Annotated in this window: 12 protein-coding genes; 11 read left to right on the top strand and 1 reads right to left on the bottom strand. The window is 67.1% G+C overall.

The annotated features are described in order from the left end of the window. The first annotated feature begins 121 nt into the window (after positions 1–121). From AC0685_RS34630 to AC0685_RS34620, 3 genes are read left to right on the top strand one after another with little or no spacing between them, the layout of a single operon-like run. Positions 122–3,028 carry a discoidin domain-containing protein gene (locus AC0685_RS34630; RefSeq protein WP_478229350.1) on the top strand — a complete coding sequence of 969 codons (2,907 nt, stop codon included), beginning with the start codon at positions 122–124 and terminating at the stop codon, positions 3,026–3,028. Positions 3,029–3,073: 45 nt separating this feature from the next. Further along, positions 3,074–3,877 carry a MerR family transcriptional regulator gene (locus tag AC0685_RS34625; protein ID WP_478229349.1) on the top strand — a complete coding sequence of 268 codons (804 nt, stop codon included), beginning with the start codon at positions 3,074–3,076 and terminating at the stop codon, positions 3,875–3,877. After that, positions 3,874–4,869, top strand: a complete 996-nt coding sequence (locus AC0685_RS34620) for a BtrH N-terminal domain-containing protein (RefSeq protein ID WP_478229348.1) — start codon at positions 3,874–3,876, stop codon at positions 4,867–4,869. Before AC0685_RS34625 ends, AC0685_RS34620 begins: the two co-directional genes overlap by 4 nt. On the opposite strand, the gene AC0685_RS34615 is transcribed toward AC0685_RS34620, so the two are convergent. Further along, a complete protein-coding gene (locus AC0685_RS34615; protein ID WP_478229347.1) occupies positions 4,851–5,648 on the bottom strand; it encodes a DUF1684 domain-containing protein in 798 nt (265 codons plus the stop codon). The two genes, AC0685_RS34620 and AC0685_RS34615, sit on opposite strands and share 19 nt — an antisense overlap. Before the next feature lie 104 nt (positions 5,649–5,752). Here AC0685_RS34615 and AC0685_RS34610 point away from each other — a divergent pair, with 104 nt between their 5' ends. From AC0685_RS34610 to AC0685_RS34575, 8 genes are all read left to right on the top strand, one after another. Then, positions 5,753–6,025 (top strand): hypothetical protein, encoded by a 273-nt coding sequence (locus AC0685_RS34610; RefSeq protein ID WP_478229346.1) that lies wholly within the window; start codon positions 5,753–5,755, stop codon positions 6,023–6,025. Positions 6,026–6,151: 126 nt separating this feature from the next. Next, on the top strand, positions 6,152–7,405 hold the full coding sequence (locus tag AC0685_RS34605; RefSeq protein ID WP_478229345.1) for an HNH endonuclease signature motif containing protein: 1,254 nt from the start codon (positions 6,152–6,154) through the stop codon (positions 7,403–7,405). 385 nt (positions 7,406–7,790) lie between these two features. Beyond that, entirely contained in the window at positions 7,791–8,420 is a 630-nt protein-coding gene (locus AC0685_RS34600; RefSeq protein ID WP_478229344.1) for a hypothetical protein, read from the top strand. A 59-nt stretch (positions 8,421–8,479) separates the two neighbouring features. After that, positions 8,480–8,683 (top strand): helix-hairpin-helix domain-containing protein, encoded by a 204-nt coding sequence (locus tag AC0685_RS34595; protein WP_478229343.1) that lies wholly within the window; start codon positions 8,480–8,482, stop codon positions 8,681–8,683. 70 nt (positions 8,684–8,753) lie between these two features. Next, positions 8,754–9,131 carry a DUF1801 domain-containing protein gene (locus AC0685_RS34590; RefSeq protein WP_478229342.1) on the top strand — a complete coding sequence of 126 codons (378 nt, stop codon included), beginning with the start codon at positions 8,754–8,756 and terminating at the stop codon, positions 9,129–9,131. Between the two features lie 19 nt (positions 9,132–9,150). Next, on the top strand, positions 9,151–9,537 hold the full coding sequence (locus AC0685_RS34585; RefSeq protein ID WP_478229400.1) for a YchJ family protein: 387 nt from the start codon (positions 9,151–9,153) through the stop codon (positions 9,535–9,537). Positions 9,538–9,595: 58 nt separating this feature from the next. Further along, the gene (locus AC0685_RS34580) at positions 9,596–10,834 is read left to right on the top strand and encodes a hypothetical protein (RefSeq protein WP_478229341.1); all 1,239 of its coding nucleotides are present in this window, start codon (positions 9,596–9,598) and stop codon (positions 10,832–10,834) included. 120 nt (positions 10,835–10,954) lie between these two features. Continuing rightward, positions 10,955–14,047 carry a glycosyl hydrolase 2 galactose-binding domain-containing protein gene (locus tag AC0685_RS34575; RefSeq protein WP_478229340.1) on the top strand — a complete coding sequence of 1,031 codons (3,093 nt, stop codon included), beginning with the start codon at positions 10,955–10,957 and terminating at the stop codon, positions 14,045–14,047. Positions 14,048–14,054 lie beyond the last annotated feature (7 nt).

The raw sequence follows: 14,054 nt of genomic DNA, 5'->3' as shown, positions 1-14,054 counted from the left end.
GGCTTAGTCGCGAAATACCTCCGATGACTTGATGAGTGTCCCGCTCATCGGGGCTTGACCATCGACATTTCTGCGACAATCATCGGATCTCTCGGGAACCCCACGCCTTGGATGAGAGCGGATGGTCATGAGAGTTCGAGCGCATCGCACCGCCTGGCTCGCCATAGTTCTCGCCCTGCTGACGAGCCTGCTCACCACGACGACCGCGAGCGCGGAGGTGCACCATCCCCGGCAGAAGTGGCTCCGCGAAGCCACCGCCGGACTCTTCCTCCATTGGGGCATGTTCACCGCACCACGCCACACTGATTGCGCCGCTTGGGAACGCGCCGTCACCGACGGCGGCTGGAGCGCGGACTACTGGGTGGACGAGGCTCGCAAGCTGGGCGCCTCCTACATCGTGCTCGCCACCTTCCACAGCAGGCTGGGCTACGCGCGCCCGTGGCCGTCGGCGATCCCGGGCAGCTGCTCTACGCGCCGCGACCTCCTCGGCGAGCTCGTCAAGGCGGGCAACGCGAAGGGCGTCCGGACGATCCTCTACATGACCGACGATCCCCAGTGGCACAAGGAGACTGGTGTCGAGTCACTGGATTCCGCCGCGTACTCCGCCTACAAGGGCAAGCAAGTCGACCTGACGACCCGCCCGGGCTTCGGCGAGTACAGCTACGACCTCTTCCACGAGGTCATGGACCGCTACGCGGACCTCGCCGGGTTCTGGATCGACAACGACAACGACTACTGGGAGAAGAACAAGCTTTACGAACAGATCCGCGAGAAACGGCCGTCCTGGTTGCTGAGCAACAACAACGAGGACACCCCGATCATGGACACCGTCAGCAACGAGCAGAAGACCGGCATCACACCGCCGTACGACTATCCGCAGGCCGCCTTCACCCCCATGCCGAGGCTCACCGAGGCCGACTACAAGCTGCCGACCAACGGCGGCTGGTGGTACGACGGCACCGATCAGGCCGTCGACTTCCGGCTGTCCACCGGGCGCTACATCACCAACGCTGGTTCGTCGATGAAGTCGTTGATGGCCGAAACCCCGATGGTGAACGGGAAGTTCCCGCCGCAGCAGGAGGCGTACAACAACTTCATGGCGAGCTGGGTGCCCCCGATCAGGTCCTCCTTGCAGGGCAAGGAGGGCGGCGGGTACATGTACGGCGGGATGCAGCCCGGGTTCTGGAACGACGGTGCGCACGGCGTCATCACCGTCGAGCCCGGCGCGGGAACGCAGTACCTCCACGTGGTGACGCGGCCGCGCACCGACCTGCTCCGCTTACGCGACAACGGATACAAGGTGACCGGCGTGTCCGACCTGCGCACGGGGAAGTCGCTGCGCTTCAGCCAATCCGGCGGTTATCTGACCATTGTGGACATCAAGGACTGGGACTCCTACGACACGGTGTTCAAGGTGGAAACGGCCGGGCAGCGGTACTTCCACGACTCCCGCACGATCAAGGCGACCGCTTCGTCCTCGCGCGCCGGGCATCCGGCGTCGAACCTGGTCGACGGGAACTTCGAGAACCATTGGGACGCCGACGGCAAGCAGCCGGTCTCGCTGACCTTGGACCTCGGCAGGAGACGGACCGCCACCTATCTCGCGGTGAATCAGCGTGAGATGTCGCCGACGCACGCGCGCGAGTCGTTCGGCAGGCCGGAGGACTCGTCGCGGATCAAGGACTATCGCGTCTACGTCAGCGACGACGGGCGGAACTGGGGCAAACCGGTCCGCACCGGCGCGATGCCGAGCGCCCGTGGTGTGCAGTTCATCGATTTCGGCGAACGGCAGGCCCGGTTCGTCAAACTCGAGGTGCTGAACACCTGGTCCGGGCCTCAGGCGAAACCCTTCTACAAGCAGTTGGCGATCGACGAGATCAAGGTGGCGTACGGCTACCCGAGTTCGGCGCTGGGCGCGCAGGTCCCGCTGGAGGCGGAGTCCTTCCGCAACGACCACGACGGCCGCGCCAGGCTCGGCCATTGCTCATCCTGCTCCGGATCGTTCCAGGTCACCGGGCTCGGTGGCGGCCCGCGCAACTCGGTCACTTATCCGAACGTGACGGCCGCCGAAGCCGGAAGCCACCGGCTCCAGCTCGACACCGTGGGCGGTCCCGCGACGTCGGTGGCGGTGAGTGTCAACGGCGGCACCCCCGTCGGGACCGTGATCGACGCCGGAACGCCGGGAGTCGTGACTTCGACGGCGATCCCCGTCGAACTGAACGCCGGCGCCAACACCGTCAAGGTGTTCAGCGACGCCTCCTCGGGGCCGGGCCTTGACCGGATCGCGATCGCCCTCCTGCCACCGTCGTCCTACACGCCGAAAACGACGCTGACCGTCGAACCGGGCGGCATCCAGTGGCTCGCGCCGGGACGGCAGTCCCTTCAGGTGACCGCGAAGCTGCGGCTCGACGCGGACGACACGATCAAGCAGGTCGGCCTCGCACCCGTCGTCCCGGGGGGCTGGACCTTGCAGGGTGCTCCGGCCACGGCGACGTCGATGCGGGTCGGGAACGAGCTCGAAGCCTCCTGGACCCTGGTCTCCCCCGAAGGTGTCACCGCGGCCGACATCCCGGTCACCGCGTCGTTCGACCTGCTCGGCCGGGCGAAAACGGTGAGCAAGCCGGTCCGGGTGAGCCCACGACCGGCGGACCGGGTCTTCATGCGGGAGGCCGAAGACTCGGCGAACGACGTCGGCGACGCGGGTGTCACGAACTGCGGGGTGTGCTCGGGCGGGCAGAAGGTCCGCAACATCGGTGGCGACCCGAGTTCGTTCGTGCGGTTCGACGACGTCACCGTGCCCGAGACCAGGCGCTACACCCTCCACATCGACTTCACCGTCAACGGGCCGCGCTCGTACTTCGTCACGGTCAACGGCGGCACGCCGATCGAGGTGAAGGTCGACGGCGCCGGCAACAACACCCAGCTCACGGCGTCGTTGCCGGTCGAGCTGACGGCGGGGGCGAACACGATCAAACTCCACAACGACCACGCGTCCGCCCCGGATCTCGATCGGCTGTCACTGGAGTGAGTACCGGCTTGACCCTCTCCCCGGGAGAGGGTTCAGGCTGGTCCCATGACGACCCTGATGCCGATAGGCGTGTTCGCGCACGCCACCAGGCTGTCGGTCCGCGCGCTGCGGAACTACGACCGGATCGGGCTGCTGGTACCCGCCAGCGTCGATCCTGGCACCGGGTACCGCCGGTACTCGCTCGAACAGTTCGCGCGCGCCGGCCTGATCCGGCGGCTGCGGGAACTGGAGGTGCCGCTGGCGGAGATCGCCGCGATCCTGGACGCGGGCAACCCGGACGAGGTGAAGGCCGCGATCAAACGGCATCACGACCGGGTGGCGGCACGGGCCGCCGAACTCGCGGCGATCACCGACGGACTCGACTCCGTGCTCGCCGAACCGACGCGGTGGCTGCACGTCTACGAACGCGTGCGCGCACCGCGACCGATCGCCCGCCTGTCGATCCGGACGCCGTTGAGCGGTCTGGCCGAACTGATCGGCCCCGCCTACGCCCGGCTGTTCGCGGCCCTGGGCGCGCAAGGGGTCACACCGTCCGGACCGCCCGGGGCCCGTTACGTCACCGACGATCCGGATGAGCTGACCGTCGAACTGTTCGTCCCGGTCGGCGGGCCGGTGCGGGACGACGGGGCGATCGGCTCCGCCGAGCTTCCCGGTGGACCGCTCGTGGCGACGATCCACGAAGGTGGCTACGAAGACGTCGAGACCGCGTACCGATCGCTCGGCCGCTGGATCGCCGAACGCGATCGCGTCCCGGCAGGTCCCGCCGAAGAGTTGTACCTGGTGGCGCCCGGGCCGGGAGTCGCACCCGAGGCCTACCGCACCGAGATCGCCTGGCCGGTGACCTCGTGATCATCGAGGGAATCGCGTCCGCGGGCGGGGAGCACTGCGAGACCAGCACGCTCCATGTCCTCCTGCGGCACGCCGGGATCGAGCTGTCCGAGCCGATGCTGTTCGGACTCGGCGAAGGCCTGGGCTTCCTCTACTGGGACGGGAAGAACCTGCCGTTCCCGTTCCTCGGCGGGCGCAGCAAGCCCGTCGAGATCACGCGGAAGCTGACCGACCGGCTCGGGCTGTCCTTGCGGGTCAAGGAAACGACGTCGGCGCGCACGGCGTGGCGCAACGTGGCCGAGGAGATCGACGCCGGTGTGCCGGTCGGTCTGCAACTCGACTCGTACCACCTGGAGTACTTCACGTCGAAAGTCCACTTCGGAGGGCACTTCGCCGCCTTGTACGGCTATGACGACGAGCACGCTTTCCTCGTCGACACGGCACAGCAGGGCGGCTCCGTATCGACATCACTGGAGAGCCTCGAACGCGCCCGCGGGGAGAAGGGCCCGATGACGGCGAAGAACCGCTCGTTCACCATCGGTGCGGACGAGCCACTGGTTCCGCTCGCCGACGCCATCCGCACGGCCGTCCGGGCCAACGCGGCGGGGTTCCTCAATCCGCCCATCGCGAACCTCGGATATCGCGGGATCGGCAAGGCCGCCGTCCAGGTGCGGAAATGGCTGGAGCGCAGCACTGATCCGGCGCGCGACCTTCCGCAGGCCGCCGTCCTGATGGAGCGGGCAGGGACCGGCGGGGCACTCTTCCGCCGGATCTACCGTGACTTCCTCGCAGAAGGCGCGGCCATCGTCGACGATGCCGGTCTCCTCACCGCGTATGAGAAATACCGGGAAATCACTCCACTATGGACAGAGGTCGCGGACTTGTTCGCACAGGCAGGAAAAACCGGCGATGCCGGAAGGCTGAACGACGCGTCCGCCCTCCTGTCCGAGCTGGCCCGGCGCGAACAGGAGGCGATGACGGCGCTCGCGACCGTTCAGCCCTGCCGCTCGTAGGGCAGCTTCTCCCCCGCTTCCACCGCGAACGGCAGGTCGTTGCCCGCCGGCGGCAACGGGCACGTGGCGAAATCGGTGAACGCGCAGGGCAGATTCGTCGCGCGGGTGAAATCGAGGACTACCGACCCGTCGTCCGCGGGAGGCGGCACCGCGAGCGACCGGTTCGCCGCGTAGGTGGTGACGCCGCTCGTGGCATCGGTGAACAGGATGAGCAGGCCGTCCTTCTTGCCGTTGAACGCGGTGAGCGCGTGCTCCACGCCGTCGTACTCGAAACGCACGATGCCCGGCGAGACGTAGACGTGGCTGAGCCCTTCGACGACCGCACCGACCGTGGTCGGCCGCGGCTCGTCGAAGGGCTCGAAAGTCCCGGACAGCACCCAGGCCGCGTCGGGCTCGTACGCCGGGACACCGCGGAAAGCGTTCAGCACCGGCGCCTTCGGGTCGTGCGTCCGGATCAGGTACCCGCCGCGGCGCGCCACCTCGATCTCGATGTCGCCGGCGACGACCCTGGTGGTCGCACCGCTGTTGATCAGCTCGAAGCGGCGGACACCGGTGATCCGCTCGCCGTCGTGCGAGAGATCCGCGCCCTGAGGTTCGAGGTACGCCGCGTCGGCGTCCTGCCACCACAGGCCGGGCAGCCCCTCGTACGCGCGCGGCTTGTCCTCGAGCCAATCAAGGGACACCAGGGCGAGCCAGCCGAGCGGATCGGCGAGATCGCGCTCGCGCTGGGTCTTCCAGCTCTGCCAGTCCCGCGTGAACGTGTCCAGGCTTGTGCTCATCGCCGATCCCCTTCCGTGACCTTGCTCGTTCCCCCAGGTCAACGGCCTGCTGGCGGCGATATTTCCCGTCCCGGCATGTGGGCTGGCCCTGGTGATCCTCGGTGATGCCTTCCTCGGCGGAGATCAACTCGGTGTTGGGCGCGAAGAACGCCTTGATCCCCGGCAGGTTCGCCCCTTCTCTCGCGGGACGCGGCGAAGTCCTCGGAAAAACGCCACCACACGACGTCGAGCCAGCTCTCGTCGTCGACCCGGATCAGCTGGGCGTCGAGGAACCCTTCCCGGTCGGCCCGGAAGTCGGCGAGCATCGCGGGGCGGGCCTGGAGCAATTCGTCCGCGCGGTCTGCCGGTCGCATGCGGGGCCGCATTTAGTCGACTAATTGCGTCACCTCTTCTTTGCGTGGTGTCGACGCGAGGAAACATCATCCTTCAGTGTTGTGTGTACGTCTTACTTGTCGCTCAAAATTACGAACACTTGTTCGATTGATTTGCGGTAATATGGAGAGGTGCCCGAGACCTTCTTTCCCGAGTTGCCGCAGGAACTGTGGCGTGCCGGCAAGCTGGAGCTTGCCCATGGTGTGCGGCAGTCGTTGCGGGTGATTCGGATGGCGACCGCCGGATTGGGGCAGTACCTGGCGGAGATCGAGTCCCGGGGTGTCAAAGACTTGTTCGGGTATGGGAGTACGGCTGCTTGGTTCGCGGATGTGGCGGGATTGTCACGCGGTGAGGCGCGTCCGGTGGTGAATCGGGCGATCGCGCTGAATCCGACTCGGGCTTTGGACGGCACTGAGGTTCCCGCTGTCGCGCCCGCGACCGCCGCGGTCGCCGCCGAAGGGTTGGTCGGGGACGAACGGATCGAGCAGATCCTGGAGATCTTGAAGAAGCTCCCCGCCGACACCTCTACTGAGGACCGCGCCGGTGCGGAGAAGATTCTCGCCACCCTCGCCCGCGACGCCGGTCCCCGCCAGCTCGCGGACGCCGAAGCGAATCTGCTCGCGTTGCTGGACCCGGACGGCAACGAGCCAAAGAATCCCGAACCCAAAGAGCCGCGCCGGGAAATCACCCTGGAGCGCCGGAAAGACGGGTTCTGGAAACTCACCGGTCTGCTCGACGATGAGACCGGTGCCCGCACCGCCGCCGCACTGGAAGCGTACGCCGCACCGCGGCCGGTCGACGAGTTCGGCCAAGCCGATCTGCGGATGAAGTGCGAACGCCTGGGAGACGCCTGGGCCGACATCCTCGACCTGGCCATCGCCTGCCCGGACCAGCCCGGCACCAGCGGCTACCGCACCCTGCTACACGTCACCATCGGACTCGACGAACTGAAATCCGGCCTCGGGACCGCGTGCCTGGACTTCGTCGGCACGATGACCGCCAGAGAAGCGCGGCTCGCGGCCTGCGACTGCCTGATGCTGCCGGTCGTGATGAGCGCCGCGGGTGAGCCCTTGGATGTGGGACGACTGCGCCGGTTCGTCACCCCCGGCCAACGCCGAGCCCTCAACATCCGCGACGGAGGCTGCGCCTTTCCCGGCTGCCATCGAAAACCGAAGAATTGCCACGCCCACCACATTGTGCATTGGGCAGACGGCGGACCCACGGATCTCCGGAATCTCGTGCTGCTGTGCGGATTCCATCACCGGTTGATTCACCACGGTGACTGGGAAGTCCGCATGGCGGCCGACGGATTACCTGAGTTCATCCCACCCCAGTATCGAGATCCGCTCCGGCAACCCCGCCGCAACACCCTCCACCACCACTGACCCCGAGGAGCCCGCCAGCCACACCGGCGACGGGCCCCTCGGCATGCTTCCAGCCCGGCGCTCCGTGCCGATTCTTCCTGCAACGCGACGACCTCAGCGCAACGGACGAGGTCATGTCCAGCGGACAACACCGGGATCTGAAGGACATGAAGGCCCCTTTCCTCTTGCGCCTAGGTACATGAAGGGGCCTTCACGTACCTAGTCACGGCGTCTCGCCAGGCCGACTACCCGGTCAAGCCGCGCGTCGGCTGAAAATGTTCAGTACCGGCGGAAACCCGAACATCGACTGCGCCGTTCGAGCGTATTAACGCAAGAGCTCTCGATTATTCCGCAAAACCCGGAGCAAGATCGGCCGTTCCGGACTTGGGAGGGGACGGAGCACATCATGGTGAATCAACCACGTGGCCCGGACGGCCGTTGGATCAAATACAAGTACGGTGCGGGCGCGATGGCCACGGCAGGAGTGGTCGTTGCCGCCACCAACGGCATTGGCGGAGGCACTGCCGCCTCCCTGGATTCCGCCGCGAGCCAAGCCCTCAAAGGCAAAAGCTCCAGCAAGAAATCCGCGCAGAAGGGCCGCCATTCCGAAACATGGCAACGCCTGGGCTGGCGCCAGCTGAAGAAGACCGCCAAGCGGGAACTCACCTGCGGGCCGCATTCTTTCGGCGAAGTCCAGCGCTTCTTCCTGCGCCATCCTTGCGTGGATCTCGATCGCATGATGGTCACTGTCGACGACGGCGCCGGGAGCACCATCACCGTGTCCGTCGCGTGGGTGAAGATGCCGAAGTCGAGCGAGGCAAGCGACCTGAAACGACTCGTCGACAAGGACGGCACCGGCAACGTCGTGCTCTTCGGCGAGGCACCGCCCGGAAGCCGCTTCACCGGCAAGAACTACGACTCCCGTCTGGCCAAGAAGCTGGTCGTGATCGCCGAATCCGCCCCAGCTTCAGGACGACCGAGCGAAGCGACGTTGGAGACCGCCGTCGACGTCGCCGTCGAGTTCCCCGCACCTTGAACCCGCACCAGCGGTCCACAATGGAGGCGCCAGGCCGGAGACGACCGCAGAGGACACCCATGAACGATCAGACCGACCTGCCGCCCGGCATCGGCAACCCGGCGACACGCGCCTTCACCGCGGCCGGTTACACGCGGCTGGAGCACTTCACCCGCGCCACCGAAGCCGAGCTCACGAGCCTGCACGGCGTCGGCCCCAAAGCGCTCCGCATCATCCGCGAGGCGCTGGAAACACGAGGTCAGACATTCAAACTCACCGACTAATTTTTTTGTCTTGACAACTTAGACCTTCGGCGGTTGACTCTACACCACACCGACCGAAGGAGTACGAGTCATGGCCAAGTTCGCGAACGTCGACGACTACATCGCGGCTCTGCCCGAGAACCTGCGCGAAGTCGCCAGCGCGTTGCGCCCGATCGTCAACGCTTCCCTGCCGGGTTCCATCGAGGCGATGTACCACGCCTCCCCGACGTGGAGCGCCAGCGAAGCCGTCGGGAAGAACCTCGTCTGCCTGATGAAGGCTTACTCGTCGTACGTCACCTTCGCCCTGTGGAAGGGGCAGCTCGTCGACGACGAGTCCGGCAGGCTGGAGGCGAGCGCGCGGGAGATGGCGCACGTCAAGCTGCGCTCAGTCGAAGACATCGACGCCGCCCTGTTCACCGCTTGGCTCAAGCAGGCGCGAGACCTCGAAACCACCGCGGCGGCGCGGTGACACAATCGGCGGCGTGCCTGTGATCACCGACGAGTCCCGTTGCCCCTGCGGCCTGGGCGAGCCCTACGGCGTCTGCTGCGGCCGCTTCCACCGGCGAGCCGCGACCGCGCCGACCGCCGAACTCCTGATGCGGTCGCGGTTCAGCGCGTTCGCCGTCGGCGACACCGAATACCTCACGAAGACCTGGCACCCGAAGACCAGGCCCGCCGATCTCGAGCTCGATCCCGGGCAACGCTGGACGTTCCTGGAGATCCTCGGCAAGACCGGCGGCGGACTGCTGGAGAACGAGGGCACCGTGGAGTTCCGTGCCCACTACCGGCAGGATCGCCAACCCGGCAGCATGCACGAGAACAGCCGCTTCGTCCGCGCCGACGGGCAGTGGATCTACGTGGCTCCCGTCGGCTGAGTCCCACTTCCGCCAACCCGGCGAATCACCCGCCCCTGCCGTGATAGACAAGGTGGCGATGGGAAAACTGACCCGCCGGGCGAGGGCGAAGGCCGACCACTTCGCCTACTCGGCCGCTCGTGAGTGGCCGGTCGCGGCGTCCGGGGTCGGCGTCGTCCTGGGTGTGGCGACAATACTGCCCAGCGCCTTCGGCATCGCGCTTTCGGTACTGGCACTGGCTTTGGGCACCACCACGTTCGTCAGGGATCTCCGGCTGCTGCGGGCACGATGGGCCGGGTTCGAGTTCAGCGCGATCGCCGCCCCCTTCCCCACCGCCGAACTGCCGCCCCCGCCCGCCTACCCGGGAGCGGCGTACCTCTCCGTACCCGCGCGAGGAACGGCGCTGGTCAGCGACGCGATCGACGCAGCACTGACGGCGGGGAACTTTCGGATCGTCGTCGCCGAGGAGCCGTACCGCCTGCCGCCCAAGCTCAAGGCGACCGCGCCGCACGTTCTCCCCCTGCGCGCGAAGGGGCGGCTGCTGTTCAACGGCGCCATCGTCGGCATGCGCGGCGAACCGCTCCCCGCCGCGGGCGCCACGCCTGCCCCGATCCGGCTGCATCGAGCGCGGTTCTTCGACGCCGTGTGCTCCAACGAACTTTCGACGCTGCGGATCACCAAGACCGACACCGGCGAGGAGTACGACCTCCGCCGCGAGGAACTCGCCGACTCATCGGGCAGCCTGCGCACGCTGGCGAGCAGTGAACTGGCCGATCTGGTCGGCGTCTCGACCATCGCGTTCACCTCCGACGGCAAACTGGTCGTGGTGCGCCAGTCCGGCCGGAACTCCGCGAGCGCGCTGTTGCTCGCGCCGTCGGGCAGCGGCTCGCTGGAACCCCAGGATCTCGACACCCCCGACGGCGGACGCCGCCGGATGCTGCACACCGCGGTGATCGCCGGGATGGAGCGGGAACTCCGCGAGGAGACCGGCCTCCTGCCCTGCCAAATCACCTCCACCAGACTGACCGGGTTCGCGCGCTGGATGGAGCGCGGCGCGAAGCCGGAGTTCCTGGGGATCACCGAGCTTTCCGTGGACAGCGCCACCCTGCTGACGCGTCGTACGCGCGGCGCCGAGAAGCTGTACAGCGCGGGCACGACCATGCTCGACGTCGACCTCGCGGCGCTAGGCAAGGACCTTTCCGACGGGGTGGACCTGGCCGACGCGCCCTCACTGCCGTCGAGATTGCGTGACGACGCGTCCCTTCCACTCCTGCTCTGCCTGCGCGCGGCCGCCGTCCGGCGGAGCTTCCATCGCTGACGAACCCGGTGCAAGGTCTGTTCTCCGCGTGACGTGGCGGCTACTATCTCCCCCAATATTGTTAGGGAACTTTCTTAACGATTTCGCCAAGGTCCGCCGTGTGCCCGAGGAGGCGCGCTCGTGAGTTTTCGGCAGAAGAGAACCCGGATCCCGTTACTGGCCATGACCGTCACCGCGCTGGCCGCCGCGGTCTGCGGGGTGACCACCGCCCCCGCCGCCACCGGAGCGGAAGTGGCCGTCCCCCTGTCCGTCGGCGCCGCCGCGGGCAACGCCACCCCGATCCCCGGCTACGTGATCCAGTCTTCGGCACAGGTCAGCGACGACTCGGCGGTGTCGAAGCCGGGCTTCCCCACCGCCGGCTGGTACCCGGTGTCGTCGCGCTCGACGGTCTACGCCGGATTGCTGCAGAACGGCAAGTACGCCGACCCGTTCTACTCGACGAACATGAAGAACGTCCCGACCGCGCAGTTCTCGGTGCCGTGGTGGTACCGCACGGATCTGAACGTCGACGACACCTCGAAGCGCACGTACCTCGACTTCAGCGGCGTGCTCTCCAAGGCCGACGTCTGGGTCAACGGCACCAGGATCGCGACGAAGGACCAGGTCAACGGCGCCTACACCCGCCACGACCTCGACATCACCGCGCACGTGCGCCAGGGCGTCAACAGCGTCGCGTTCAAGGTCTACCCCAACGACCCCGACAACGACCTCTCGATGGGCTGGATCGACTGGGCGCAGACCCCGCCGGACCAGAACATGGGCATCGTGCGCGACGTCCTCGTCCGCCGCAGCGGCCCGGTCGCGCTGCGCAGCGCCCACGTCGTCCAGAAACTGAACTCCTCGCTGGACCGCGCCGACCTGACGGTGAAGGCCGACGTCCGCAACGACTCGGCGAACGCGGTGCAGGCCACCGTCGCCGGCACCGTCGCGGGCAAGCCGATCACCCAGACGGTCTCGCTGGCCGCCAAGGAACGCAAGACGGTCACCTTCGGCGTGGTCGGCCTCGACAAACCCGACCTCTGGTGGCCCGCCGGGATGGGCGGCCAGCACCGGTACGAACTCGACCTGACCGCGAGTGTCGGCGGAACGCCGTCGGACACCTCCAAGTCGAAGTTCGGTGTCCGCGACGTCAAGGCGCCGCTGAACTCCAGCGGCGGGCGGCAGTACAGCGTCAACGGCAAACCGCTGCTGATCAGGGGTGGCGGCTACACGCCGGACCTGTTCCTGCGCTGGAACGAGACCGCGGCGGCCGACAAGCTCAAGTACGTGCTGAACCTCGGACTCAACACGGTCCGGCTGGAAGGCCACATCGAGCCGGACGAGTTCTTCGACCTCGCCGACGACCTCGGCGTGCTGACCATGCCCGGCTGGGAATGCTGCGACAAATGGGAAGGGCACGTCAACGGCGAGGAGAAGGGCGAGCCGTGGGTCGAGTCGGACTACCCGATCGCCAAGGCGTCGATGTTCTCCGAGGCCGAGCGCCTGCGTGACCACCCGAGCGTCATCTCCTTCCACATCGGCAGCGACTTCGCGCCGGACCGGCGGATCGAGCAGGGCTACCTCGACGCGATGAAGGCCGCCGACTTCGCCCTCCCGGTGATCCCGTCTGCGTCGAAGAGGCCGTCCCCGATCACGGGCGCTTCCGGCATGAAGATGAACGGCCCGTACGACTACGTCCCGCCCGTCTACTGGTACGACAAGTCGCAGAAGGACCGTGGCGGCGCGTGGAGTTTCAACTCCGAGACCAGCGCGGGCGTCGACATCCCGACGATGGACACGTTGAAGCGGATGATGTCGGCCAGTGAACTGGAAACGATGTGGAAGGACCCGTCGGCACCCCAGTACCACCGTTCTTCGTCGACGACGTTCGCGAACCTGAAGCTGTTCGCCAACGCGCTCACCAAGCGCTACGGCGCGCCGGCGGATCTGACCGACTTCGTACGGAAGGCGCAGCTCGCGCAGTACGAGAACGTCCGCGCGGAGTTCGAATCGCACTCGCGCAACTACACCGATTCGACCAACCCGTCGACCGGGTTGATCTACTGGATGCTCAACAGTCCGTGGACCTCGCTGCACTGGCAGCTGTTCGACGCCTACATGGACCAGAACGGCGCCTACTACGGGGCGAAGAAGGCCAACGAGCCGCTGCACATCCAGTACTCGCACGACAATCGGTCGGTCGTGGTGATCAACCAGACGTCGAACGCGGCGAGCGGGCTGACGGCGACAACGAAGCTGTACAACCTCGACGGCACGGAGAAGTACAGCAACACCAAGACCGGGCTGTCGGTCGGCGCGCTGGGCGCCAAGGCCACCGCGGTCACCGTCCCGGCGGTGAGCGGACTGTCGACGACGTACCTGGCGAAGCTGGTGCTCACCGACTCGTCCGGCAAGGAGGTCAGCCGGAACGTGTACTGGCTCTCCACCAAGGCCGACACGCTGAACTGGGGCGGCAGCGACTGGTACTACACGCCTCAGTCGGGTTACGCCGACCTGTCCGGCCTGAAGAACCTCGGGCAGTCCGCGGTCAGCGCGACGGCGAAGTCGGTCGCCGGCGCCGACGGCACCACCACGACCACCGTGACGCTGAAGAACACCTCGGGCGGCAAGCTCCCGGCGTTCTACGTCGACTCGAAGGTCGTGGACGCCGCGGGCAAGCCGGTACTTCCGGTGGAGTGGAACGACAACGCGGTCAGCCTGTGGCCGGGTGAAACGACCACGCTGACCGCGAAGTACCGCACCGCCGATCTCAAGGGCTCCAAGCCTTCGGTCCGCGTCTCGGGCTGGAACACCGGCACGCAGACCGTTCCCGCCGACGGCTCCGGCCCCAGCACCCCGGTCGACTACCAGGCCGAGGACGCCACGATCGACCGGGGCGCGGTGGAGTCGAACCACGCCGGGTTCACCGGCACCGGCTTCGTCAACTACGACAACGTCGCGGGCAGCTCGGTCGAGTGGACGGTGAACGTGCCGTCCGCGGGCACCTACGACGTGGTCGTCCGCTACGCGAACGGGACGACAGCGAACCGGCCGCTGGACTTCTCGGTCAACGGCTCGATCAGCGCTTCCGGTGTCGGCTTCGGCGGCACCGGGGCCTGGCCGAACTGGACGACCAGAACCGTCAAGGTGACACTGGCGGCGGGTACGAACAAGATCAAGGCGGTCGCCACCACGGCGAACGGCGGTCCCAACATCGACAAGATCACCCTCTAGACCGGGA

Source organism: Amycolatopsis sp. NPDC043889 (assembly GCF_056435645.1).
This window is presented reverse-complemented; position numbering and strand designations above follow the sequence as displayed.